This window comes from Micromonospora marina (genome assembly GCF_900091565.1).
Classification (GTDB): domain Bacteria; phylum Actinomycetota; class Actinomycetes; order Mycobacteriales; family Micromonosporaceae; genus Micromonospora; species Micromonospora marina.
In genome coordinates this window covers 113,624-137,419 of the sequence record NZ_FMCV01000002.1, presented here as the reverse complement: position 1 = coordinate 137,419, position 23,796 = coordinate 113,624, and the positions used below count along the sequence as shown (strand labels likewise).

The 23,796-nt window shown below is 73.4% G+C and carries 21 protein-coding genes; 7 read left to right on the top strand and 14 right to left on the bottom strand.

Going from position 1 to position 23,796, the window contains the following annotated elements; genetic code table 11:
- Positions 1–14: 14 nt before the first annotated feature.
- From GA0070215_RS03160 to GA0070215_RS03120, 10 genes are all read right to left on the bottom strand, one after another.
- The gene (locus tag GA0070215_RS03160) at positions 15–1,847 is read right to left on the bottom strand and encodes an NHL domain-containing thioredoxin family protein (protein WP_091041572.1); all 1,833 of its coding nucleotides are present in this window, start codon (positions 1,845–1,847) and stop codon (positions 15–17) included.
- 118 nt (positions 1,848–1,965) lie between these two features.
- Positions 1,966–4,830: an LppU/SCO3897 family protein gene (locus GA0070215_RS29460; protein ID WP_091041567.1), complete on the bottom strand. Its 2,865-nt coding sequence runs from the start codon at positions 4,828–4,830 to the stop codon at positions 1,966–1,968.
- 348 nt (positions 4,831–5,178) lie between these two features.
- Positions 5,179–5,316, bottom strand: a complete 138-nt coding sequence (locus GA0070215_RS28340) for a hypothetical protein (protein WP_013283356.1) — start codon at positions 5,314–5,316, stop codon at positions 5,179–5,181.
- Positions 5,317–5,539: 223 nt separating this feature from the next.
- Complete coding sequence (locus tag GA0070215_RS03150) at positions 5,540–7,015, bottom strand: dihydrolipoamide acetyltransferase family protein (RefSeq protein ID WP_091042100.1); 1,476 nt, start codon at positions 7,013–7,015, stop codon at positions 5,540–5,542.
- A 5-nt stretch (positions 7,016–7,020) separates the two neighbouring features.
- Positions 7,021–8,010 carry an alpha-ketoacid dehydrogenase subunit beta gene (locus GA0070215_RS03145; protein WP_018785533.1) on the bottom strand — a complete coding sequence of 330 codons (990 nt, stop codon included), beginning with the start codon at positions 8,008–8,010 and terminating at the stop codon, positions 7,021–7,023.
- The gene (gene pdhA / locus GA0070215_RS03140; protein ID WP_013473399.1) at positions 8,010–9,188 is read right to left on the bottom strand and encodes a pyruvate dehydrogenase (acetyl-transferring) E1 component subunit alpha; all 1,179 of its coding nucleotides are present in this window, start codon (positions 9,186–9,188) and stop codon (positions 8,010–8,012) included. Before pdhA ends, GA0070215_RS03145 begins: the two co-directional genes overlap by 1 nt.
- A gap of 612 nt (positions 9,189–9,800) precedes the next feature.
- Complete coding sequence (locus GA0070215_RS03135; protein WP_244166842.1) at positions 9,801–10,298, bottom strand: hypothetical protein; 498 nt, start codon at positions 10,296–10,298, stop codon at positions 9,801–9,803.
- Positions 10,299–10,510: 212 nt separating this feature from the next.
- Positions 10,511–11,737 carry a hypothetical protein gene (locus tag GA0070215_RS03130; protein ID WP_091041559.1) on the bottom strand — a complete coding sequence of 409 codons (1,227 nt, stop codon included), beginning with the start codon at positions 11,735–11,737 and terminating at the stop codon, positions 10,511–10,513.
- Between the two features lie 52 nt (positions 11,738–11,789).
- Complete coding sequence (locus GA0070215_RS03125; protein WP_051090467.1) at positions 11,790–13,448, bottom strand: GTPase; 1,659 nt, start codon at positions 13,446–13,448, stop codon at positions 11,790–11,792.
- 37 nt (positions 13,449–13,485) lie between these two features.
- Entirely contained in the window at positions 13,486–15,306 is a 1,821-nt protein-coding gene (locus GA0070215_RS03120; protein WP_018785528.1) for a GTPase family protein, read from the bottom strand.
- Positions 15,307–15,516: 210 nt separating this feature from the next.
- Between GA0070215_RS03120 and dnaK the strand changes: the two genes are divergently transcribed.
- From dnaK to GA0070215_RS03095, 5 genes are all read left to right on the top strand, one after another.
- Positions 15,517–17,382: a molecular chaperone DnaK gene (gene dnaK, locus GA0070215_RS03115; protein WP_018785527.1), complete on the top strand. Its 1,866-nt coding sequence runs from the start codon at positions 15,517–15,519 to the stop codon at positions 17,380–17,382.
- 48 nt (positions 17,383–17,430) lie between these two features.
- Complete coding sequence (gene grpE, locus GA0070215_RS03110) at positions 17,431–18,159, top strand: nucleotide exchange factor GrpE (protein WP_091041556.1); 729 nt, start codon at positions 17,431–17,433, stop codon at positions 18,157–18,159.
- A 79-nt stretch (positions 18,160–18,238) separates the two neighbouring features.
- A complete protein-coding gene (dnaJ, locus tag GA0070215_RS03105) occupies positions 18,239–19,429 on the top strand; it encodes a molecular chaperone DnaJ (protein WP_018785525.1) in 1,191 nt (396 codons plus the stop codon).
- A gap of 24 nt (positions 19,430–19,453) precedes the next feature.
- A complete protein-coding gene (locus GA0070215_RS03100) occupies positions 19,454–19,894 on the top strand; it encodes a heat shock protein transcriptional repressor HspR (RefSeq protein WP_091041553.1) in 441 nt (146 codons plus the stop codon).
- A gap of 166 nt (positions 19,895–20,060) precedes the next feature.
- Entirely contained in the window at positions 20,061–20,267 is a 207-nt protein-coding gene (locus GA0070215_RS03095; protein ID WP_018785523.1) for a hypothetical protein, read from the top strand.
- Positions 20,268–20,346: 79 nt separating this feature from the next.
- Here GA0070215_RS03095 and GA0070215_RS03090 read toward each other — a convergent pair whose 3' ends face one another.
- The 4 genes from GA0070215_RS03090 to GA0070215_RS03075 all read right to left on the bottom strand — a co-directional run bounded on the left by GA0070215_RS03090 (position 20,347) and on the right by GA0070215_RS03075 (position 22,964).
- Positions 20,347–20,775, bottom strand: coding sequence for a hypothetical protein (locus tag GA0070215_RS03090; RefSeq protein ID WP_018785522.1), 429 nt, complete (start codon positions 20,773–20,775; stop codon positions 20,347–20,349).
- A gap of 166 nt (positions 20,776–20,941) precedes the next feature.
- Positions 20,942–22,159 (bottom strand): cation:proton antiporter, encoded by a 1,218-nt coding sequence (locus GA0070215_RS03085; RefSeq protein WP_091041550.1) that lies wholly within the window; start codon positions 22,157–22,159, stop codon positions 20,942–20,944.
- 5 nt (positions 22,160–22,164) lie between these two features.
- Entirely contained in the window at positions 22,165–22,665 is a 501-nt protein-coding gene (locus GA0070215_RS03080; protein WP_026267902.1) for a cation:proton antiporter regulatory subunit, read from the bottom strand.
- A 68-nt stretch (positions 22,666–22,733) separates the two neighbouring features.
- A complete protein-coding gene (locus GA0070215_RS03075) occupies positions 22,734–22,964 on the bottom strand; it encodes a winged helix-turn-helix domain-containing protein (RefSeq protein ID WP_091041547.1) in 231 nt (76 codons plus the stop codon).
- 272 nt (positions 22,965–23,236) lie between these two features.
- Here GA0070215_RS03075 and GA0070215_RS03070 point away from each other — a divergent pair, with 272 nt between their 5' ends.
- Together GA0070215_RS03070 and GA0070215_RS03065 are read left to right on the top strand one after the other, a co-directional pair.
- The gene (locus GA0070215_RS03070; RefSeq protein WP_208600275.1) at positions 23,237–23,536 is read left to right on the top strand and encodes a DivIVA domain-containing protein; all 300 of its coding nucleotides are present in this window, start codon (positions 23,237–23,239) and stop codon (positions 23,534–23,536) included.
- Complete coding sequence (locus GA0070215_RS03065; RefSeq protein ID WP_018785517.1) at positions 23,533–23,787, top strand: hypothetical protein; 255 nt, start codon at positions 23,533–23,535, stop codon at positions 23,785–23,787. Before GA0070215_RS03070 ends, GA0070215_RS03065 begins: the two co-directional genes overlap by 4 nt.
- Positions 23,788–23,796: the final 9 nt, after the last annotated feature.

Here is a 23,796-nt window from a genome sequence, read left to right as displayed (position 1 = left end):
CTTAACACGCACCGTCAGGCGTCCATCCCGCGCAGGACCAGCGGTACGCGGGTCGCGCCGCCGGTGACCACCCGGACCGGCACGCCCCAGTCCTGCCGGGTCAGGTGGCAGGCCGCGTGCTCCACGTCGGCGTCGCAGGTCGCCGCCTGGGCGGTCACCTGGAGCACCCCCTGCGCCACGTCGCCGTTGACCACCAGCCTGCGGGACAGGTCGGTGGTCGTGCCGGCGCCCTCGACCAGCAGCTCCGGCGGGGACGCCGAGACCACGAGCCGGGTCGACGGCCCGTACGTCTCGTCGAGCTTCTGCCCCGGCGCCGGCGTGAAGATCACTTCGAGCGTCAGCTCCCCGGCCGCCACATCGGTCGGCTTGCGTTCCAACCGGTGCCGCGGGCCGTCCACCGTGTTCGCGCCGGCCGACGTCAGCGCGCCCGGCGCCAGCCGGGTCAGCCGGTGCGCGGCCGACTCCACCACGAGGACATCGCCCTCGCCGGTGAGCACCAGGTCGCTCGGCTCGGCCAGCCCGTCCGCCACGGTGCCGACCTGCCCGGTCTCCGGATCGAAGCGGCGCACCGCCCCGTTGTACGTGTCAGCGATCAGCACCGAGCCGTCGGGCAGCGCGCACACCCCCAGCGGGTGCTGGAGCAACGCCTGGTCGGCCGGGCCGTCGACGTGCCCGAAGTCGAACAGGCCCTGACCGACGGCGGTGTGCATCTCACCGCTCTCGACCCACCGGATCGCGCTGGTCTCGCTGTCGGCCACCCAGAGGCGGGCACCGTCGGCCGAGACCGACAACCCGGACGGCTGGGCCATCCACACGTCCGGCAGCGGGCCGTCGCGCAGCGCCTCGACGGTGGTCCCGGCGTACATGCCGGCGGTCCGCTTGATCGGGTCGAACCACCAGAGCTGGTGGATACCGGCCATCGCCACGACCACCCGGTCGTCGTACCAGGCCACGTCCCACGGGGAGGAGATGTCGACGGCGCGGGCGTCGTGCGCGTGGTCGTCGACGGCCGAGCGCCACTGCCGCCCGGTGCCGGCCACGGTGACCACCTCGCCGGAGGACAGCCGTACGCCGCGCAGCAGGTGGTTGACCGTGTCCGCGACGACCACGTCGTAACCGGCCACCTCCGCCACGTGCGGCGGCAGCAGGCAGAGCCCCTGCGGCTCGGCGAACGTGGCGGCCGAGGCCGGGCCGTCGGTGCGGCCCCGGGAACCGGCGCCGATGCGGCGGACCACCGTCTCGCCGTCGGCGGCCAGCTCGACCAGGGAATGCCGGGCCGAGTCGCTGACCAGCAGGTTCCCGCCGTCGAGCGGGACGGCCTTGCCGGGGAACCGCAGGGCGGTGTCCGGCTCGGACGGCGGCACGTACGGGCCCTCGCCCCGGTGCAGCGTGCCCTTCGCCTCGTGGGTGGCGATCAACTCGTCGATCAGCCGCGACAGCCCTTCGGCGTGCCCCTCGCCGGCCATGGTGGCGACCACGTACCCCTCGGGGTCGACCACGGCGAGCGTCGGCCACGCCTTGGCCGCGTACTGCTGCCACATGTCCATCTCGGCGTCGTCGAGCACCGGGTGGTGCACGCCGTACCGCTCGACGGCAGCGGCCAGCGCCGCCGGGTCCTTCTCGTGCTCGAACTTCGGCGAGTGCACGCCGATCACGACCAGGACGTCGCCGTACTTGTCTTCGAGCGGGCGCAGCTCGTCGAGCACGTGCAGGCAGTTGATACAGCAGAACGTCCAGAAGTCGAGCAGTAGGATCTTGCCTCGCAGGTCGGCCAGCGTGACGGCCCTGCCGCCGGTGTTCAGCCAGGCCCGACCCCGTAGTTCCGGTGCCCGTACACGTGCGCTCATGCCCCCATCGTGCCGCACCGGCCCGGCGGGCTTCCGGCGATCCCCTGGTGAACAGACGCACACCGCAACGGCGCGGAGCGCCCACCCCGCGAGGGATGAGCGCTCCGCGTACGTGCGTCTACTGGCCGGCGGGCTTCAGGCAGAGCACCCGGGTGGTCCCGCCGCCCTCGACCGAGATTGAGGGCTGCGTCAGGTCGGCGCACTTGTCCTTGTTGTCCACCTTCGACACCACGCTGAACGCACCCGGTTCGCCGCAGTCGGCGTCCACGGCGGTCGTGCCGGACTGCTTCACGCAGGAGCCGACCGCCGGGTCGAATCCGGCCGACTTGTCGCCGACCTTGCCGAGCAGCATCAGGAGGCCGAGCGGTACGGCGAGGATCAGCACCGCTGCGATCAGCACGGCGGCGAGCACCCGGCCGTTGCGTACCTTCGGCGGGGGCGCCTCGGTCTGCGACTCGTCGGTGTCCGGCTTGAACGCGTCGAAGCGGCCCTGCTCCGGCTCGGCACCGGGACCGTCCTGCGACCAGGCCGGCGGTGCCTGCTGGGGCGGCGGCGGGAAGGCGTTCGCACCACCGGCCGGGCCCTGGCCGGGTACCGCGACCGAGGCGCGTCCCCCGGCGGGCGGGCCGAACCGTTCCGGCTCGCCGAACGACTCGGCCCGGCCGGCCGGTCCGCCGAACGGTGCCTGCTGCCCGCCCGGCCCGCCGAACGGATCCTGCTGCCCGCCGGGGCCGCCCGGTCCGCCGTACGGTTCCGGCTGGCCGCCGGGGCCACCGAACGGTTCCGGCTGGCTGCCCGGTGCGCCGAACGGTGCCTGCTGGCTGCCCGGTGCGCCGTACGGTGCCTGCTGGCTGCCCGGTGCGCCGTACGGTTCCGGCCGGCCGCCCGGTCCGCTGAACGCGTCCTGGCCGCCGGGAGCGCCGTACGGGCTCTGCGGGCCGCCGAACGGGTCACGGGCGGCGTCGGGCTGCCCGCCGCCCGGGTGCACGCCGTTGGCGGGGCGGGTGTTACCGGGCTGGTCCATGAAGGACGGCACACCGACGGGGAACGACGGCGGCGCGGCCGGCGCGGAGGGGGTGCCGGCGTACCCGTGCGGGCCGTCGGCGTCGTCGGGCCGCGACTGCGGGCCGGGGAAGGGCGGCCCGTCCTGGCCGGGGAACCCGGGCTCGTCCCGTTCGGGGGCGTCCTCGGGCTCCGGGCGGGCGGGCCGGCCGTACACCCGGGGCTGCGGCGTGGGGCCGCCGGTCGGCAGCGGCTGGTCGGACGGCGGGGTGACCCGGCTGGCCACCGGGACCGACGCGCTCGCCGAGACCGGGCCGCCCTCCGGGGAGGTACGCGGTCCGGGAACGGCAGGCGGCTGCGGCTCCTCGGGTCGGGACGCGGCCCAGCCGCCGTCGCCGCGCTCCGGCTCGTACCCCTGGGGTTCGGTCCCCGGGTGGTCGGTGGGCGGCGACGCGGCGAGCGCGGCGCCCGGCACCCGCTGCTGCTGTGCCGGAAGCGGCACGGCGTTGCCGGGGGAGATGCCCGGCGCGGGGGCGGGCTGGTAGGCCGGGGCGGAGTCCTCGGACCGGCCCCACGCCTCGGCCTGCGGCCACGGCTCGGGCGCCGGGCGCTCGTCCTGGTTGCCGCTCCAGCCGGCGGGTGCGTCGGGCGCCGGCACGGACACGCTCGCGCGGGCCTCCGCCGGGGCGGCGGCGCCCCGGGCGGGCTGCGCCGGCTCGTCCGCCGGCCGCCCGGGCTCGTGCTGCTGCGGTACGGAGGCCGCGCCGCTCCAGGCGCCGGCCTGCTCACCGGCGTCACGCTGCTGCGGTACGGCGCCGCCGTCACCCCAGCCGCCGGTCTGCCGGCCCTGGTTCGGCTCCCAGCCGCCCGGCTGCGAAGTCTCGGCGGGGTTCACGGCGCGCCCGGCGGCCCAGCCACCGGCGCGGTCCGGGTCCTCGGTGCGGGCCGGCTCGTCCCAGCCACCGGACCGGTTCTCGGCGGGCCAGCCGCCGGAACGCTGTCCCTCGTCGTGCTGCGATCCAGCGGTTGCCCGCCAGCCGCCACTGTCCTCGGCCGACCGGCCGTCCTGGTCGGACTGCTCCGGAGTGGACCAGGTGTTGTCCGGCCGGGCGGCGCCCGGCACGGAGACCGCGGCGGCGGCACGTGCGGGCGGGTCGGCCGGCGGCCAGGTGGCGCCGGTCTGCTGACCCGGCGCCCAGGCCGGCTGGCTTTCCCGCGGGCTCCAGCCGCCCGAGCGGTTCGGGTCGTCGGACGCGGCGGGCTGCTCGTCGCGCGGGGTCCAGCCGCCGGAGCGGTTCGGGTCGTCCGGCTGCCCGGCGGCGGCCCAGCCACCGGCTCGACCGGCGCCGTCGTCGTGCTGCCCCCCGGTGGGCGCGAAGCCACCGGAGCGGTTCGGGTCGTCCGCGGAGGCGGGCGTCACCCAGGTCTCGTTCGGCACGGTGGCCGGTGCGGGCACGTAACCGGTGCCGCGGGCGGCCGGGTCACCGGACGGCGACCAGCCCGGCTGCTCGCCGGAGCCCCATCCGGGGCGGTTCCGGTCGGCGGCCCAGGGGGCCTGCGACGGCTCGGCCGGGCTGCCCGGCGGCGTGGCGGCCCAGGCGGGCGGCGCCTGCTCGGCGCCGCGGTCCGGGCCGGACTGCTCCTGGCTGCCCCAGGCGGGGTCACCGGAACCGGCCCAGGCGGGGTTGCCCTGGTCGTTGCCGCCCCAGGCGGGCTGCGGAACCTGGGCGGTCGCCCGCCCGGTCACCGGCTGACCCGCGGGCGGGGCCCACGCGGGCGGCTGGTCGTCGTTCGCGGCCCAGGCCGGGGCCGGCTGCGCGGGCCGACCGGCCGGCGGGGGCGGTGCCCAACCGAGGTCGGGTGCGCCGTTGTACCCGTTGTCCTGCTGCGCCGGCTGTTCGCCGTACGGCACCGGTCCGCCGGTGCCCGGCGACACCTCGCCCGGCTCCTGGCCGGGGCGGTGCGGAGCCTCGGACGTCATGGGTGCGCCTCCTCCATCACAGGTCGGCCGCCGATGCCGGTCGGGGAACCGTCGGCACAGCTGCCGGCGTCGCCGGCGGGTACCGGCCGTGCGCGCTCCCCGCACCGTATCCGGTGGTCGCCCGGGACCGCCCCGGGGGAGCATCAGCGGTCACCGAAAGTCACCGGACGACGTCGACGGGTTTCGTTGCCCCGCATCCGTCCGGAGTCAGCCGGTTGGCGACCGTGCCAACCGTACCGGGCGGTGAAGCGAGGTGGAATCCCGGTGCCGACCGATGCCGATACGCCGAAGACCCGCCCGGTGCCGGGCGGGTCTCCGAACTGGAGGAGGTGAGAAAGGTCGGTGGCGTCAGCTCATGTGACGCTGGGCGATGGCGAGAAGCTCCTCGCGGACCGCGGGCGAGTTGGCGGAACGCAGCGCGTGCTCGATGGCGCGGGCGCGGCGGTTGGCGTCGCGGCGGGTGCGGATTCGCTCGATCATGCTCATCTTGGGTCTCTCCTCCTGGCTATTCGGTTGTCAGCCCCTTGATGTCTCTATTCAAGCGCACCGGACCGCCGAGCGCCATCGATTATTAGGTGAGCTGAGCCACGTGCCGAAGGATCGTAGGCACTCGTGCCCCATGATCCGATGATTCCTTTCCCAAAAGGTCACGGCCGGTGTGCCGGGCGTTCACCCGTGGCACACCGGCCGTGACCGGAGCGGTGGTGCGTCAGGTCCAGGCGAGTAGCGCCGCCTCCGGGTCGGCCAGGAAGTCCCCGATGTCGCGGAGGAACTTCGAACCCAGTTCACCGTCGATGATCCGGTGGTCGAAGGACAGACCCAGCGTGGTCACCAGGCGCGGCTTCACCTTGCCCTTGTGCACCCACGGCTGTTCCCGTACCGCGCCGAAGGCGAGGATCGCCGACTCGCCCGGGGGCAGGATCGGCGTACCGGTGTCGACGCCGAAGACGCCGACGTTGGTGATGGTGAGCGTGCCGCCGGACATGTCCGCCGGGGACGTCTTGCCCGACTTCGCGGTCTGCACCAGTTCCGTCATCGCGTCCGCCAGCTCGCGCAGCGAGAGCCGCCCGGCGTCCTTGATGTTCGGCACGATCAGGCCGCGCTCGGTGGCCGCCGCGATGCCGAGGTTGACGTACTCCTTCACCACGATCTCGTCGCCGGCCCAGGTCGAGTTGACCATCGGGTACCGCTTGACCGCCAGCAGCACCGCCTTGGCGACCAGCAGCAGCGGCGACACCCGGACGTCGCGCCACTCGCGCCGGTCGCGGAGCCGGTCCAGCGCCTTCATCGCCCGGGTCACGTCGACGGTCAGGAACTCCGTCACGTGCGGGGCGGTGAACGCCGAGCGGGCCGTGTTCTCCGCGGTGAGCTTGCGTACCCCCTTGACCGGGATGCGCTGCTCGCGGTCCGCGCCGAAGCTCGCGGCCGACGCGGCCGGTGCCGCGACCGGTTGCGGTTCGGCCGCCGTCGCTGTCGCGCTCGCCGCCCGCTGTACGTCCTCACGGGTGATCGAGCCCAGCGGACCCGAGCCGGTGAGCGTGGCCAGGTCGATGCCGAGGTCCTTCGCCAGCTTGCGGACCGGCGGCTTGGCCAGCACCGGACCGGAGACCCGGCCGTTGCCGTTCACCGCCGTCGCGGGAACAGGCGCCACCGGCGCGGGCGCGGCCGGCGCGGGTGCCGCCGGGGCGGCGGCCTGAACCGGTGCCGCCGGCTGAGCCGGTACGTCGCCCTTGCGCGGGCGGCGCTTCGCCGGGGCGTTGCGCGGGCCGTAGCCGACCAGCACGGCGGTACGCCCACCCGGGGCGACACCGCCGATCAGGCCCGGCTCGACCATGCCCTCGGCCGGCGCGACCTCGACCGCGGCGAGCGACGCGGCCGACGGTGCGGGCAGGTCCGACGCCGGGGCGGCGGTGGTCGACTCCTCGATCGGCCCGGCGTTCGGGTCGGTGTCGATCGCGATGATCGGCACGCCGACCTCGACAGTGGACCCCTCCGGGTGGAAGATCGCCTGCACCCGTCCGGCCCACTTCGCCGGGATCTCGACCGCCGCCTTGGCGGTCTCGACCTCGACGATCGGCTGGTTGAGCTCGATGTCGTCGCCGACCTTGACCAGCCAGGCGAGGATCTCGCCCTCGGTCAGGCCCTCGCCCAGGTCGGGAAGGTTGAACTCCTTGATCCGGGACATGCCGCTCACCAGCCGAACGTGCGGTCGACGGCGTCGAGCACCCGGTCCAGGTCGGGCAGGTACTCCTCCTCCACCCGGGCGGCCGGGTAGGGGGTGTCGAAGCCGGTCACCCGCAACACCGGGGACTCCAGGGAGTAGAAGCACTCCTCGGTGATCCGGGCCGCGATCTCCGACCCGAGACCCAGGTTGCCCGGGGCCTCGTGCACCACCACGCAGCGGCCGGTGCGCCGCACCGACTCGTACGCGGCGGTCAGGTCCAGCGGCGAGATCGTGCGCAGGTCGATGACCTCCAGCTCGCGGCCGTCCTCGGCGGCGGCGGTGGCCGCGTCGAGCGCGGTGCGGACCATCGGGCCGTACGCCAGCACCGTCGCGTCCGTGCCGGGCCGCGCGACCCGGGCCGCGTGCAGCGGGTACGCGTCGACGATCGGCGCGTCCAGGTCCACCGGACCCTTCTCCCAGTAGCGCCGCTTCGGCTCCAGGAACACGATCGGGTCGTCCGACGCGATCGCCTGCTGGATCATCACGTACGCGTCCTGCGGGTTCGCGCAGCTCACCACCTTCAGACCGGCGGTGTGCGCGAAGTACGCCTCGGGCGACTCGGAGTGGTGCTCGACAGCGCCGATGCCGCCGCCGAACGGGATGCGGATGACCATCGGGATCCGCACCTTGCCCTGCGAGCGGTAGTGCATCTTCGCCACCTGCGACACGATCTGGTCGTACGCGGGGTAGACGAAGCCGTCGAACTGGATCTCGCAGACCGGCCGGAAGCCGCGGATGGCGAGGCCGACAGCGGTGCCGATGATGCCGGACTCGGCCAGCGGGGTGTCGATCACGCGCTGGTCGCCGAAGTCCTTCTGGAGACCGTCGGTGATCCGGAACACGCCGCCGAGCTTGCCGACGTCCTCGCCCATGATGACGACCTTGGGGTCGTTCTCCAGGGCCCGCCGCAGGCCGGTGTTGAGCGCCTTGCCGAGGGTGAGCGTCTCCGTGGCCATCAGTGCGCGCTCCCCTCGAAGGACTCCATGTACTGCGTGAACCGGGCCCGCTGCTCGTCCAGCTCGGGAGAGCCGTTGGGGTAGACGTGGTCGAACATGGTCACCGGCTGCGGGTCGGGCATGGCGAGCACGCGCTCGCGCAGGTGCACCGACTCGGTGCGGGCCTGCTCGTCGACAGCGGTGAAGAACGACTCGTCGGCGATCTTCTGCTTGGTCAGGAACGCCTTCATCCGGGCGATCGGGTCCTTGGCCTGCCACGCCTCGACCTCGCTGGCGATGCGGTAGCGGGTCGGGTCGTCGGAGGTGGTGTGCGCGCCCATCCGGTAGGTGTACGCCTCGATCAGGCTCGGGCCCTGGCCGTTGCGCGCGTTGTCCAGCGCGTGCCGGGTCACCGCGTACGACGCGAGCACGTCGTTGCCGTCCACCCGGACGCCGGGGAAGCCGAACCCGCCGGCCCGCCGGTACAGCGGCACGCGGGTCTGCCGCTCCAGCGGCTCGGAGATGGCGTACTGGTTGTTCTGGCAGAAGAACACCAGCGGGGCGTTGAAGACGCTGGCCCAGACGAACGACTCGTTGACGTCGCCCTGGCTGGTGGCGCCGTCGCCGAAGTAGGCGATGACCGCCTCGCCGTCCTCGCCGCCGGTCTTGCCGTCCATTGCGACACCCATGGCGTACCCGGTCGCGTGCAGGGTCTGCGCCCCGATGACGATCGTGTACATGTTGAACTTGAACTCGTTCGGGTCCCAGCCGCCCTGGTCGACGCCGCGGAACAGGCCCAGCGGCATGATCGGGTCGATGCCGCGGCAGTAGAGCACGCCGTGCTCGCGGTAGGTCGGGAACGCCATGTCCTGCGTGCGCAGCGCCCGGCCGGAGCCGACCTGCGCGGCCTCCTGGCCCAGCAGGCTGGCCCACAGTCCCAGCTCGCCCTGGCGCTGCAGGGCGGTGGCCTCGGCGTCCAGCTTGCGGACCAGGACGAGGTCGCGGTACAGCCCGCGGTACTCCTCGTCGGTGAAGTCGACGCGGTACTCGGTCCCGTCCGGGCCGAGCGCGCTCTCGATCCGCTCACCCTCGGGGGTGAGCAGCTGTACGAGTTCCGGTTCACCGGTCGCGGCGGCGCGTCTGGTGCGGGGTGCGGCCCGCTTGCTGCGGGTGGCGGCCCCGGGGTCGCCCTTTGCCATCCGTCTCTCCCTGTCTGTCTGCGCCGGCGCCGGGGGTTACCCGAGCCGAGCACCTCGTGCGCCCGCCCGGCTGGTGCCGGGTCGGTCCCTGGCGACCGCGCCTGACCCCGGTAGGGGTTGCCGCGCGGCGTGAGCCGGAGTCGGTCGGGGACAGACCCAGGCCCGGGAGCGCCGGCGCCGTTCCGCACCAGCCGCGGGGTACGCGGAGGTGGCGGCTGCGTTGCCGTCGTGTCTGAATGATTGCAGAGGAGGTGAGCGGGCCCACAGTATGGCCTCCCCCGCCGGTGAGGTTCCATCAGGTTCATGACGGATAACCGCTTTTGTCCGCGTTGACGGGAGTGGTTGACGCACAAATTGTGTGTCGACACGCGGTTGCGGCTGGTGAACTGAGTGTCACTGGGTCAAGCTGGCGATGAGCCTCGCGCGGCATTTGTCCGATTATCCGCGCGTGCTCTCCCCGTCCCGTCCGTACGTGAGGAGTGTGCCGGTGTCCGAACCAGAGGGTCCGCCCGGTACGCCCTTCCTCGGCCGGCACCGGGCGCTGCCCGCCTCCCCGTACCGCCGGGTCGTGGGTGCGCACCGCGCCCCCGGCACCGGCGGTCCCAGCCGTGGCTACCTGCTCACCGTGGCACTGCTCGCCGGCACCGCGTCGATGCCGATCCTCGCCGCGATCAGCACCGGCTCGGCCACCGTCGGCAGCAGTGCCCTCCCCGACACCAGCACGCCGTTCCTGCCGACCCCCTCGGTCGGCCCGGTGGTCATCCCGATGCCCCGGGGCACCCAGGCCCCGGTGCCGTCCACGCCCACGCCCACGCCCACGCCCGCCGTCGACGTGACAGCGGTGCCCCCGGCGCGGCCGGTGCTCCCGGCGGCACCGGCCCTGCCCGACGACAGCGACCTCGGCTCCCGGCACCGGTCCCGCCCGGTCGCCGCGCCCCCGCCGCCGTCCGCGCCGGTCCGGCCCACACCGGTCCGTCCGCCGAGCCCGTCGCCAATGCCCTCGCCGTCGCCGTCGCCCTCGCCGTCGCCCTCGCCGTCATCCTCCCCGTCGGACCCGCCCTCGCCGACGCCCGAGCCGAGCCCGAGCCCGAGCCCCGAGCCGTCGGTCACGACCGCCGAGCCGACGCCCTCGGGAGGCTCGTCCGGCCCGTCCAGCCCATCGGATCCGTCCAGCCCATCGGATCCGTCCAGCCCATCGGATCCGTCCGGTCCCGCCGATCCGTCCGGTCCCGCCGATCCGTCCGCCACGTCTGTCCCGTCCGGCCCGGCGGTCTCCCACACCTCATGATCCACATGATGCCGATCAGGCGAGGCGCGGTCGCCTAGGCCGGGTCGTCGGTCAGGCGGTGACGGTTCGCCTCGATCCAGGCGTCGAGCGCCTCCGGGTCGTCCGGGTCCACCCCGTCCGCCATGAGCTGGGCCACCGCCGCGGTGGCCGGGCTGCGCCGCTCGCCGGTGCTGTAGAGCCGGGCGAACTCCGGCACCATCTCCGTGATCGCCTCGTCCGTCCGGGCGGCGGCCGCCTGCGACAGCCCACGCTGCCGGGCCGCGTACGCCGCCCAGGCGCGCAGCACCCGGGGCAGCATCGCCGCGTCGTCCATGTCCAGCACAGCCCGGCGGTGCACCCAGTCGAGCAGGAACAGCTCGGCGACCATCGGGCTCCACCGCATCGGGTCGGCGTCGGGAAAGCCGGCCGCGTGGTCGAGCAGCAGGCCGAGGCAGAAGTGCAGCGAGGCCAGCTCGCCGTCGGCCACCTCGGGCAGCCCGAACCGGGCCGCCTCGGGCGAGTCGAGGAAGGCACGGACCATGCGGGTGCGCTCCTCGTCGGTGAGCGGCGGCACGACCGCCGGATCGGCCGGCGGGGTCGGCCCCGGGAGTACGGCCAGCCGCGCGCCCACGAGCGCCCGGTCGGTGGCCAGCGAGCCCTGTGCGGGCAGCTCGGTGAGGTCGTCGGTGACCGCCAGGTGACGGCTCACCTCGGCGTGCATCCGGGCCGGGTCCTCGGCGCGGAACCAGGTGAACTCGTCCTCGGTGCAGATCTCCCGGGCCTGCTCGACGATCCGTCCGGCCGGGCCGCCGACGAAGACGTCCTTGGTGATGCCGATGTTGTGGTCGACGAGGGCCACCAGCGCGTGCTCCGGGCCGCCCTCATCCTCGTCGTCGTACGCGAACGTGGCGAGGTAGGAGGTCTGGTCGCCGTACACGTCGCCGTAGGCCCAGGCGCCGGTGACGCGTACCCGGCCGAGCTGGCCGGCCCACGACGGGGCGTGCGCGCCGGGCCGGACCCGGGCGGCGCCCTCGGCGTCGGGCACCAGGGCGGCGAAGACGGCCCGCAGTGTGGTCGCGGAGGCGCTGCGGCGCCGGGACGTGGCGGCGAGGAAGCCGGAGACGAACTCGCGGACGGACTGCTCCCGGTCGTGCTCCGCGACGGCGTAGACGCTGCCCAGCAACGCGGCGCCGAGCATCTCCGCGTCCAGGGCCGAGTCGAGCCTCGTCACGTCGCGCGCGGCGTGCAGCACCGCGTCGTAGGGGGTCTGTGGCGTGGCCATGCATCGACCCTACGCCGCACCGGCCGCCGCCACACCGGTCAGCACGCCGGGTTCAGCGCCGTTCCGCCTCACGTAGCGCGTCCCGGGCCGTGCCGTAGCGCGCCAGCACCGCCCAGACCGGGTCCAGCACGTACTTCTCCCCGATGCTGCCCACCGAGGTGAGCAGGCGCTCCTCGGCCCGCCGCCGGGCCCGCCGGGCGGCCCACCCCACCACCGGCCGGGTGACCGCCGCGACGACCAGCCCGGCCAGCAGGCCACCGAGCAGCAGGACGGTGGGCCAGGGCACCACGCCGAGCGTCGGGTGCTCCAGCTCCGGCAGGCCGAGCAGGCGCAGCGCGTACCCGAGGAGCAGCCACGCCAGGCCGGCCAGCGCGGCCAGGGTGACCACCCACTGGAGCACGCCGACCACCCGCCACCAGGCAGGCCGCCGGTCCATGCCGAGGTCGGTCGCGGCGACCGCGTGGTCGAGCGCACCCGGCAGGTCGGCCTGCCGGGCCCGCGCCGCGGCGGTCACCGCCGTCGGCCACGGCGCCGGCAGACCGGCGCCGGACCGGTCGGCCACCGCGCGGATCGCCAGCGTCAGCGCCGAGCGCTGTGCGGCTGTCGGATCGGGTACGGAGGTGGCCGCGACCAGGCTCTCCGCCGGTGCGTCCGGATCCTGTCCGGGCAGGTGCAACCGGCGCAGCGGATCCGGCCGCAGCTTCCGCCAGCTCCGCAGCAGCGGCCAGCCGGTGTTGCCGACCGCCCGGTGCCGGTACGCGCCCTCGACCGCCTGCGCCACGGTCGGCACCCCGGCCGCCCCGGCCAGGGCCCGGGTCAGCTCCTGCGCCGAGGCGTCACCGGGCCGGGTGCGCGGCGGCTCCGGCCCCACGAGCGGTTCGAGATCGGCCACCACGGCGTCCACGTCGCCGGAGAGCCGGCGCAGGGCGGCCTGCCGTTCGGCGACCGTACGCTCCAGTTCGGCCCGCAGCCCGTCCAGCCCGTTCGGGTCCACCGCGACGGTCGGCAGCAGCGGCACCCCGCCCAGCCCGTCGGCGTCGAGCAGCCGGCGCAGGTCGTCGAGGACCTTCGGCAACTCGGTCGGGTGCAGCCGGTCGGCCTGGTTGAGCACCACGACTGTGACGTCCTTGTGCCTGTGGAACTCACGCAGGTAGCTGGTGTGGATCACGCGGTCGGCGTACTTCTGCGGGTCGACCACCCAGACCACCAGGTCGACCAGGCCGAGCAGGCGGTCGACCTCCAGCCGGTGCCCGTGCTGCACCGAGTCGAAGTCCGGCAGGTCGAGCAGGACCAGGCCGTGCAGGTTCGACTCGTCGTCGCCGTCGAGCGGGCTCTCCCGGACGAACCGGTGCCGGGGCAGCACCCCGACCCAGTCGAGCAGCCGGACCGCACCGTCCAGCGGGCCCCACACGCAGGCGTGCGCGACACCCGTGGTGGGCCGGCGTACGCCCACCGGGGAGAGGTCGAGCCGCGCCAGCGAGTTGAACAGGCTCGACTTGCCGCTGCCGGTCGCACCGGCGAGCGCGACCACCGTGTGCCGGCCGGAGAGGGCCAGCCGGTCACCGGCGCGCTCGACCACTGTGTGCGCGGCGACGAGCTGGGCGTCCGGCACGTGGCCGTCCACCGCGCCCAGGAACCGCTGGATCGCGGTGAGCCGTTCGATCAGGGCGTCCGGGTCGACCCGCTGCTCACCCCGTATCGCCTCGCGCATCCGTCCCACGATGTTGCTCACGGTGCCGTCCTCGCGTTCACGGGCGAATTTCCTGCTCGGTGGCCGGCGGGAACAGGCCGCTGCGGTGCCGGGCCCGCTCGACCTCGACGGCGGCCCAGCGCAGCGCCGCACCGGAGTTGGCGGCCGGGCGCTCGGCCTCGGTGCGGCTCAGGAAGCGGGCGGCCTCCTCGGCCAGCAGCTTGCCGACCCGGTCGAGCAGGTCGGCGCGGGCCTTGCGGGCCAGGTTGCGGACCGCCTGGTCGCCGAAGATCGCCTGGAGCACGGTCTGCCCGGCCACCGCCGTGCCGGTGCCCGCGGCTACCTCCAGCCCGGTCGGGATGAACGCGGTGGAGGCGAACACGCCGATCATGACGGCGAGGCCGGTGGCGTTCACCGCGTACGCGGCCGTGCGGGCCACGAACCGCCTGTCGCCGCCCTCGACCCGGACCAGCTCCAGCACGCCGCGCTGCCAGTCGCGGACCAGCTGCTCGGCCCGCTGCGGCAGGTCGGCCGAGGGATGGGCCAGGTCCGGCTCCAGCAGCGCCGCGCCCGCCGGGTGCGCCTTCCAGCCGGTGTACGCGTTCTCCGCCGCCTCGGCGGCCACCCCGCGCAGCAGCGTGACGAGCTGGGACTCGATCGCGGTACGCAGTTCCGCGGCGGGGGCGGGCCGCCCGGTGACCGCCGCGACCACCCGGTCGCGCAGCCGCCCGATGCGGGCCTCCAGCCCGCGGAAGAAGTCGCCGGTGCCGATGAACTCCTGCCAGCGGGCCAGCACCTCGCCGCGCAGCAGCCGGCCGTCGCGGAGCCCCTGGTCGACGCTGCGCTCCGCGCTCCGGTACGCGGCCTGGACCCGCTCGTCCAGCGCGTCGGCGGCGGTGACCTGCTCGTCGGCGGCCTCGGCCAGCTCCTCCACGACCGGGTGCAGCGCGGCCAGCGCGCCGTCGAGCGTCTGCCGGACCACGGCGGCGCGGGCCTCGGCGTCGGCGGCGAGCCGGGCGAACCAGTCGCTCAGCGGCGCGGTGATCCGGTCCGGCAGCAGCCCCTGCCCGTCCACCCAGGTCTCCGGCAGCACGAACAGCGGCGAGGCGCCCAGCTCCTGCTCGGCGAGCATCTCGGACAGGTGGGCGGCGACCTCGTCGGCCGCTTCCGGGGGTACCCGGTCCAGCACCATCGCCACGGCGGTGCCGCGGGCGCGGGCGCTGCGCAGCAGCTCCCAGGGGACGGCGTCGGCGTAGCGGGCGGCGGTGGTGACGAACAGCCAGAGGTCGGCGGCGGCGAGCAGCTGACCGGCGAGCGCCCGGTTCGCGTCGACCACCGAGTCGATGTCGGGCGCGTCGAGGAAGGCCAGGCCGGGCGGCAGTGCCGGCGCGGTGACCAGGTGCAGGGTGCCCGGCTGCTCGCTGGGCTCGGTGGTCCGGGTCAGGCCGGGCAGCAGCTCGCCCTGCCGGAACCAGGCCGCGTCGGCCGGGCTGCACACCAGCACCGGGGATCGGGTGGTGGGGCGGAGCACGCCCGCCGCGCTGACCCGCGCCTGGACCAGGCTGTTGACGAGCGTCGACTTGCCGGCGCCGGTGGAGCCGCCGACGACCACCAGGAGCGGGGCGTCGAGCCGGGCCAGCCGGGGCAGCAGGTAGTCGTCGAGCTGGTCGGTGAGGCTCGTGGCGGCGTGCCGGGCCGGCTCGGTCGAGGGCAGGGCGAGCGGGAAGCGGGCCGCTTCGATCGCCGCGCGCAGGGCGGTGAGCGCGGCGGGCAGGCCGTCGGCGGCGTGAGCAGGCTGGTCGTCGCCCGTGGTGGCTCCGGTGCGGGCTGCGACGGCGGGCGCGCCGGCACGGGTGGCGGAATCGCCATGCGTCGTCACCGCTAAAGCGTGCCCGACCGACGCAAGGTAAGACAACCGGACGGCAGTAACGGTCGGGTTGCGCCGGGTCGGCTCAACCCCGACTTGCGGATTGGCGATCGCGTGGCACTATTGAGTCAAGTTCACTCAACTTGTGGTGCGGTCGCTTCCGGGCGGCCCGCCGGGCAGGCCGTCTGACCTGCTCACCCGTTACGAAGCGAGGAAGCGAACATGGCACGTGCGGTCGGCATCGACCTCGGCACGACGAACTCCTGCGTCAGCGTTCTCGAGGGCGGTGAGCCCACCGTCATCGCCAACGCCGAGGGCTCGCGTACGACTCCCTCGATCGTCGCGTTCGCCCGCAACGGCGAGGTGCTCGTCGGTGAGGTCGCCAAGCGCCAGGCGGTGACCAACCCCGACCGGACCATCCGGTCGGTCAAGCGTGAGGTCGGCACCAACTGGACCGTCGACATCGACGGCAAGAAGTACACCCCGCAGGAGATCTCGGCGCGCACGCTGATGAAGCTCAAGCGGGACGCCGAGGCGTACCTGGGCGAGCAGATCACCGACGCGGTGATCACCGTCCCGGCCTACTTCAACGACGGGCAGCGCCAGGCCACCAAGGAGGCCGGTGAGATCGCCGGCTTCAACGTGCTGCGGATCGTGAACGAGCCGACCGCGGCGGCCCTGGCGTACGGCCTGGACAAGGGCTCCAAGGAGCAGACCGTCCTGGTCTTCGACCTCGGTGGCGGCACCTTCGACGTGTCGCTGCTTGAGCTGGCCGAGGGCGTGGTGGAGGTCAAGTCCACCAGCGGTGACAACCAGCTCGGTGGTGACGACTGGGACCAGCGCATCATCGACCACCTGGTGAAGACGTTCCGCGGCGAGCACGGCATCGACCTCTCGCAGGACAAGATGGCGATGCAGCGGCTCAAGGAGGCGGCCGAGAAGGCCAAGATCGAGCTGTCCGCCGCCACCACCAGCAACATCAACCTGCCCTACATCACCGCCGGCTCGGCCGGTCCGCTGCACCTGGACGTGACGCTCAGCCGGGCCGAGTTCCAGCGCATGACGCAGGACCTGCTGGACCGCTGCAAGGGCCCGTTCGAGCAGGCCGTCAAGGACGCCGGCATCAAGATCTCCGACGTCGACCACGTCATCCTGGTCGGCGGCTCGACCCGGATGCCGGCCGTGACCGACCTGGTCAAGCAGCTCACCGGCCGCGACCCGAACAAGGGCGTCAACCCGGACGAGGTCGTCGCCGTCGGCGCCGCGCTCCAGGCCGGTGTGCTCAAGGGCGAGGTCAAGGACGTCCTGCTGCTCGACGTGACCCCGCTGAGCCTGGGCATCGAGACCAAGGGCGGCATCTTCACCAAGCTCATCGAGCGCAACACCACCATCCCGACCAAGCGCTCCGAGGTGTTCACCACCGCCGACGACAACCAGCCGTCGGTGCTGATCCAGGTGTTCCAGGGCGAGCGGGACATCGCCGCCTACAACAAGAAGCTCGGCACCTTCGAGCTGACCGGTCTCCCGCCGGCCCCGCGCGGCGTGCCGCAGATCGAGGTCACGTTCGACATCGACGCCAACGGCATCGTGAACGTGCACGCCAAGGACCTGGGCACCGGCAAGGAGCAGAAGATGACGATCACCGGCGGCTCCTCGCTGCCGAAGGACGACATCGAGCGGATGCGCCGGGACGCCGAGGAGCACGCCGACGAGGACAAGCGCCGCCGTGAGGAGGCCGAGACCCGCAACGTGGCCGAGGCGCTCCAGTGGCAGACCGAGAAGTTCCTCGCCGAGAGCGGCGACAAGCTGCCCGGCGAGAACCGCGACCAGCTCAACGAGGCGCTCGGCGAGCTGCGCAGCGCACTCGGCGGGCAGGACATCGAGAAGATCAAGTCCGCGCACGAGAAGCTGGCGCAGGTCTCCCAGCAGGCGGGCTCGCTGCTCTACGCCCAGCAGCAGGAGGGCGAGCAGACCGCACCGGGTGCGGCCGGGCCGGGTGCCGGTGCGGGTGCGGCCGGTGGCCCGAAGGCCGGTGGCGACGACGACGTGGTCGACGCGGAGATCGTGGACGAGGACAAGAAGAAGTGACATCCGGTCCCGGACACGACTCGCACGGCAGAGGGATGAGGTAACCGCATGACGGACAAGCCACGAGCGGCCGACCCGGGTGCCACCGGGTCGGCGCCGGGCGCCGGCAAGGACACCGGCGACGAACCCCGGGTCGTCATCCGCGACAAGCGCAAGCTCGGCAAGGTGACCGAGCAGCCGGCGAGCGACGCCTCGGCGGCCGACGCGGCCGCCGACGCGCCCGCCGAAGGGCTGGTCGAGGAGGCCGAGGTCGTGGTCGACGAGATCGGCGGCGAGGCCGAGGTCAGCGGTCCGGCCGTGGTCGACTCGCCCGCCGAGCCGAACGGTACGGACGCGCCGGCCGGCGCCGAGACGGAGTCGCTCCGCACCGACCTGGAGGAGCGCACCCGCGACCTCCAGCGGGTGACCGCGGAGTACGCCAACTACCGCAAGCGCGTCGACCGGGACCGCAACCTGGTGCAGGAGCAGGCCACCGGGGCGGTGCTCACCGCGCTGCTGCCGATCCTCGACGACCTGGACCGGGCCCGCGAGCACGGCGACCTGGTGGGTCCGTTCGGCAGCGTGGCCGAGCAGCTCACCGGTGCGCTCGCCAAGTTCGGCCTGACCGCGTTCGGCGAGACGGGCGACCCGTTCGACCCGACCCGGCACGAGGCGGTGGCGCACCAGACCTCCGCCGACGTGACGGAACCGACCTGCGTCCAGGTCATGCGCCGCGGTTACCAGCTCGGCGAGCGGCTGCTGCGGCCCGCCATGGTCGCGGTCGCGGACCCGGAGTAGTGCCGACCCGTGACGTCCCGCCCGCCCGCACCGGGCGGGCGGGACGACCGGGGTTCGACCCGTGGAAGGGGGTGGACCGGTGAGTTCCAAGGACTGGATCGAGAAGGACTACTACGCCGCGTTGGGCGTGGACAAGTCCGCCTCCTCGGACGAGATCAAGAAGGCGTACCGCAGGTTGGCCCGGGAGTCGCACCCGGACCACAACCCCGGCGACACCGGCGCCGAGGAGCGGTTCAAGACCGTCTCCGAGGCGTACGCGGTGCTCGGTGACGAGAAGAAGCGCCGCGAGTACGACGAGATGCGCTCGCTGTTCGGCTCCGGCGCCTTCCGGCGCAACGCCCGCGGCGCGGGCCAGCCGGGCGGCATGCCGTTCGACGTCTCCGACCTGTTCGGCGGCGGTGCCGGCGGCGGCGACAGCCGGTTCAGCGGCGGCGGCGGTTTCACCGACCTGTTCAGCTCGATCTTCTCCGGCGGCGGTGGCGGCGGCGGTCCGGCGCGTCCGCGCGGCCCGGCCCGCGGCCGGGACGTCGAGACCGAGGTGGCGCTCGACTTCACCGACGCGGTTCACGGCGTCACGCTGCCGCTGACGCTGCGCGCGCCCGGGGTCTGCGACACCTGCCACGGCAACGGCGCGAAGCCCGGCACCCAGCCGGTGGCCTGCCCGGTCTGCCACGGCGCCGGGGTGACCACCCGTAACCAGGGGTCGTTCAGCTTCTCCGAGCCGTGCCGCAACTGTCAGGGCGTCGGCACGGTCGTCGAGGAGAAGTGCCCGGAGTGCCACGGCACCGGCGGGGTCACCAAGACCCGCACCCTGCACGTCCGCTTCCCGGCCGGGGTGGCCGACGGGCAGCGGATCCGCCTGGCCGGCCGGGGTGAGCCCGGCGAGCGGGGCGGCCCGGCGGGCGACCTGTTCGTGCAGGTGAAGGTCCGCCCGGACGAGCTGTTCGGGCGCACCGGGGACGACCTGACCCTGAGCGTCCCGGTCACGTACGCCGAGGCGGTTCTCGGCACGGACCTGCGTGTACCGACCCTGGACGGGACGGTGACCCTGCGGGTGCCACCGGGTACGCCCAGTGGGCGGGTGCTGCGCGCCCGCGGCAAGGGCGTCGTACGCAAGGACGGCCGCGCCGGTGACCTGCTGGTCACGCTCGACGTGGTGGTCCCGGCGAAGGTCTCGGACGAGGCGCGGGCGGCGCTGGAGACCTTCGCGGCGCAGACTCCGCCCGCCGCGCGGGAACATCTCGACGCGCGGGTACGTCGATTCAGTTGACGGCGGCAGCGGAGGTGAGCGGGCATGTCGGAGGAGTACGTCAGCTCGGGTGACCCGGCTAACGAGGCCAAGGTTTTGATGATCTCGGTGGCCGCGCGGATGGCGGGGATGCACCCGCAGACGCTGCGCCAGTACGACCGGCTGGGCCTGGTGCAGGCCGGCCGGGCGTCCGGCGGAGGTCGCCGCTACAGCGTCCGGGACGTGGTGCTGCTCCGCGAGGTGCAGCGGCTCAGCCAGGACGACGGGATCAACCTGGCCGGGGTGAAGCGGATCATCGGGTTGGAGCGGCTGCTCGAAGAGGCGCAGCAGCGCGTCGCCCGGCTGGAGGCGGAGCTGGATGCCGCGTACCGGCGGATCGCCGAGCTGGAGTCGCTCGGCGGCTTCCCCCGCGGCGACCTCGTGCCCACCAACCGCACGTCCACCGCGCTCGTCGTCTGGCGTCCACGCCGTACGCCCGACCGCTGACCTGGTGCCTGAAGGCCGGCGCGCCCCGCTCCCCCGGGGCCGCGCCGGCCTTCGCCGGTTCGCGGGCCGGGTCAGGGGAAAGCGGCGTACGGCAGAGCGCTGTCAACTAGGCTCTTGTGCAGGGGCAAAAGCCCCCAAAGCGGATTCCGGGCTGGCGGGGGGAGTCATGACGGAACCGGCGAAGAAGGTGGCTGAGCGCGCGGAGGAACGGCTGGAGAAAGTGGCCGAGAACGTGCGCGAGCGGTTCGACCGGGTCACCGAGGGACGCTTCAGCGACAAGGTCAAGGAAGGGCGCTTCGCCGACCAGACGGACCACGGTGTGGACCGGGCACGGGACGACGAACGGCGCCGGAAGCAGGGCGGGTCGACCTGACGATCCGCCGACGTGCGGGCCGGGATCCACGGGGGATCCCGGCCCGTTCGCCATCCGGGGTGGCGAGGCGGTCGAGGCGTCAGAGGCGGCGGTTCTCCCGGACCAGGCCGCCCTCGCACCAGTCCCGGTAGACGAACAGATCCGGCCGGGCGAGCAGTACCCGGCTGTTGTGCGCCCAGTTGCGCATCAGTTCGTCGCCGGACTTCTCGGCCTGTTCGACCAGTTTGCGGAACCGGCGCTTGGGATGGGCGCGGAAGTTCGTCCGGATGCCGTCGGCGGCATAGATGTAGAGGCAGTGCAGCGTGAACCGCCGCGCCGGGCAACCCTGATCCATGGCCAGGTCGAACAACGTCTGCACCAGGTGGTCACCGGCGACCAGCAGATCCCAGTCCGGCGGCATCGAGGTCAGCGGCACGGAATCCGGCTGATAGGCCCACGCCCGAAGCTCGGCGGGCGAGGGGTCGACGGGGTTGGCGAAGCCGTGGAACGTCTCTTCCTGCACGCTCACCGGCCGACCTTCCGCTTGCGCTGGCGGGGGCGCAGGCCACCCGCGGACCCTGGCTGCTGGGCCGAAACGTTAACGCGGTTGGACGGAGCAGTGGTAGACCTTCCCGGGATCAATTTGACAACGCCGGGCCGGATCTGCCCTGCGGCGGATCCGGCCCGGCGCCCGGTCAGTCGGCGGTCGGCGCGGGCAACGGCGAGACCGCACGGGCGGCGGCGGCGCGGGTGCGCAGCCACTGCTTGAACCACGGGGTGTCGGGCAGGCGGGCGAGCAGCGGCCCGGTCACCACCGTGATCAACACGTACGCCGTGGCGAGCGCCGCCAGCTTCGGGTTCACCGGATAGGTGGCTGCCACGGCCAGTCCGGCGATGACGATGGAGAACTCGCCGCGCGGGGTCAGCGCCAGGCCGGCCCGCCAGCGACCAGGCTCGGCGATCCCGGCCCGACGGGCGGCCAGGTAGCCGGTGGCCACCTTCGTCGTCATGGAGAACACGGCGAGCAGGAGCGCGGGCAGCAGCACCGGCGGCATGTCCATCGGATTGGTCACCAGCCCGAAGAACACGAAGAAGACCGCGGCGAAGAGATCCCGCAGCGGGGAGAGCAGTTCGGTGGCGTGGTGCGCCACCGGCCCGGACAGCGCGATGCCGACCAGGAACGCGCCGACCGCGGCGGAGACCTGGAGCTTGGCCGCGATTCCGGCGATCAGCAGGGTCAGGCCGAGCACCCCGAGCAGGAGCGCCTCCGGGTCCTTGGCGGAGAGCGCCGTCGAGATCAGGTGCCCGTACCGGATCGCCACCGCCAGCACGACGACCACGGTGAGCACCGCGGCGGCCAGCGAGATCCCGCCCTTGAGCAGGCCGGCGCCGGCGAGCAGTGCGGTGACCAGCGGCAGGTAGAGGGCCATCGCCAGGTCCTCGATCACCAGGACGGAGAGGATCACCGGGGTCTCCCGGTTACCGACCCGGCCCAGATCGTTGAGCACCTTGGCGATCACACCGGACGACGACACCCAGGTGACACCCGCGAGCACCACGGCCGCCACCCAGCCCCAACCCAGCAGCAGCGCGAAGGCGAAGCCGGGCAGCGCGTTGAACACGGCATCGATCAGGCCGGCCGGCGCGGCCGAACGGAGGTTGCCCACCAACTCGTTCGCGCTGTATTCGAGGCCGAGCATGACCAGCAGCAGGATCACGCCGATCTCGGCACCGACGGCGAAGAACTCCTCGCTGGCGTTGAGCGGCAGCAGGCCGCCGTGCCCGAAGGCGAGGCCGGCGAGCAGGTAGAGCGGGATGGGTGAGATGCCGAACCGCCGGCTGAGTCGGCCGAGCAGCCCCAGCAGGAGCAGCAGTGCTCCGACCTCGACGAGCAGAGTCGTGGTTTCGTGCATGCGCCTCAGCCGTCCGGATCGGTCTCGGCCAGGATGGCGCTCACCCCGTCGAGTCCCTGGCGGGTGCCGACCACGACCACCACGTCACCGGCGGCGAAGCGGAAGCTGGGACCGGGTGAGACATTCACCTCGCCCCGCCGCAGCACGGCCACGATGGAGGCCCCGGTGCGGGTGCGTGCCCCGGTGTCGCCCAGCCGCCTGTTCACGTACTTCGTGCCGGCCGGGATGGCGATCTGCTCGGTCAGCAGCCCGGCGGCCTGCTCACGCAGGCCGGAAAGCTGGCTGAGCATCAGCGACGCGCCGAGGATGTCGGCGAGCGCCTCCGCCTCGTCGTCGGTCAGGGGGATGTCGGCCTGGCAGGAGTCGGGATCGTCCGGGTCGTAGAGAACCAGGTCGCGACGGCCGTTGCGGTGGGAGACCACGCCGAGCCGGCGGCCGGACTCCGTCATCAGATCATGACGTACGCCGATCCCGGGCAGGGCGGTCTGTTCGACACGTACTCGCACGCCGGTGAGGCTACTCCGGGCACGCACCCGCCGCGTTCGGGGCGGATCGATCGCGCGATGGTGCGAGATCAGGGGGCGTCGTCGCGAGTGGTGACATAGGTGCCCTTGCCCTGATGTCCCTCGACCAGACCTTCGGCTTGGAGGATCAACAACGCCGAGCGGACCGGCTCCGCGGACACCTGGTAGAGCGCGATCAGCTCACGCAGGGAGGGGAGTTTGTCGCCAGGGCCGTACTCGCCCGATGCGATCTTGTCTCTGATGTCCTGCGCGATTCTCTGACGGTCCGAAACTCGGGGCATGGCGGCAACTCCTGGTAGGCCCCAAGATCTTCCCACGAGTCAGACCGGTCAGCCAACACTTGGCGTGCTAAGCATGCTCACTCCTTGTCATACAATGCTTTGCATTGTATGTTCTCCGTGCGGATGCCTTCGGCGGATCGCCTGGTAGGCAACCGGCCTCCCGGTTGGCAGCCGTGGACGGCGCGACTGGTCGTATGCGCGGCCAGTCGTGTCGCCTCACCCGTCTCCTTTGGCTCGGAAGAAGGGACAGTGTCGTGCGCAATCTCCTGCGAATGCGTCCGAAGCAGCGGAACGCGGAACCGCCCAACTCCGCGCCGGGCGGCGCCTACCGCGCCACCTCGTACCTCCCGCTCCGGCCCTGGCAGGTGCGGGGCCGCCGTTTCGCGACGCGCCGTCGAGGGTTGGACCCGGCCGAGGTCGCCGCGTTCCTCGATCGCGTCGCCGGGGACCTCGCCGCCGCGTACGCCGAAATCGCTCGAAGCCGGGACGAGACGGCCCGGATCAAGCACGCGTTGCGCGAGTGGCAGTCGCGTCAGGCGCCGTCGATGCGCGACCTGGCCGGTCGGTCGTGACCGTGCGGTACGTGATCCATCTGCCGGTGCGGGCGGCCGACCTGGCCCGGGCGAAGATGCTCGGTCGCACGGCCGGGCGGTCGTTGGCGTTCCTCGCGGTGGTGGAGCTGGGCGGGATCACCGTCTCGGCCGAGGACGACCAGGCCGTACGCCATTGGGTGTTCTGCGACCGCAAGCTGGACGGCGGTCGGCGTTGCGTGCTGCGCGCCGACCACGAGACCCCTTGCCTCGCGCGCCTTCCACGGCGCTGAGATCTTGGT

What these genes read in the sequence shown, in the direction of transcription:
- GA0070215_RS03160 (WP_091041572.1), bottom strand. Translation starts at nt 1,847, where the DNA reads ATGAGCGCACGTGTACGGGCACCGGAACTACGGGGTCGGGCCTGGCTG.
- GA0070215_RS29460 (WP_091041567.1), bottom strand. Translation starts at nt 4,830, where the DNA reads ATGACGTCCGAGGCTCCGCACCGCCCCGGCCAGGAGCCGGGCGAGGTG.
- GA0070215_RS28340 (WP_013283356.1), bottom strand. Translation starts at nt 5,316, where the DNA reads ATGAGCATGATCGAGCGAATCCGCACCCGCCGCGACGCCAACCGCCGC.
- GA0070215_RS03150 (WP_091042100.1), bottom strand. Translation starts at nt 7,015, where the DNA reads ATGTCCCGGATCAAGGAGTTCAACCTTCCCGACCTGGGCGAGGGCCTG.
- GA0070215_RS03145 (WP_018785533.1), bottom strand. Translation starts at nt 8,010, where the DNA reads ATGGCCACGGAGACGCTCACCCTCGGCAAGGCGCTCAACACCGGCCTG.
- pdhA (WP_013473399.1), bottom strand. Translation starts at nt 9,188, where the DNA reads ATGGCAAAGGGCGACCCCGGGGCCGCCACCCGCAGCAAGCGGGCCGCA.
- GA0070215_RS03130 (WP_091041559.1), bottom strand. Translation starts at nt 11,737, where the DNA reads ATGGCCACGCCACAGACCCCCTACGACGCGGTGCTGCACGCCGCGCGC.
- GA0070215_RS03125 (WP_051090467.1), bottom strand. Translation starts at nt 13,448, where the DNA reads ATGCGCGAGGCGATACGGGGTGAGCAGCGGGTCGACCCGGACGCCCTG.
- dnaK (WP_018785527.1), top strand. Translation starts at nt 15,517, where the DNA reads ATGGCACGTGCGGTCGGCATCGACCTCGGCACGACGAACTCCTGCGTC.
- grpE (WP_091041556.1), top strand. Translation starts at nt 17,431, where the DNA reads ATGACGGACAAGCCACGAGCGGCCGACCCGGGTGCCACCGGGTCGGCG.
- GA0070215_RS03100 (WP_091041553.1), top strand. Translation starts at nt 19,454, where the DNA reads ATGTCGGAGGAGTACGTCAGCTCGGGTGACCCGGCTAACGAGGCCAAG.
- GA0070215_RS03095 (WP_018785523.1), top strand. Translation starts at nt 20,061, where the DNA reads ATGACGGAACCGGCGAAGAAGGTGGCTGAGCGCGCGGAGGAACGGCTG.
- GA0070215_RS03085 (WP_091041550.1), bottom strand. Translation starts at nt 22,159, where the DNA reads ATGCACGAAACCACGACTCTGCTCGTCGAGGTCGGAGCACTGCTGCTC.
- GA0070215_RS03075 (WP_091041547.1), bottom strand. Translation starts at nt 22,964, where the DNA reads ATGCCCCGAGTTTCGGACCGTCAGAGAATCGCGCAGGACATCAGAGAC.
- GA0070215_RS03070 (WP_208600275.1), top strand. Translation starts at nt 23,237, where the DNA reads ATGCGTCCGAAGCAGCGGAACGCGGAACCGCCCAACTCCGCGCCGGGC.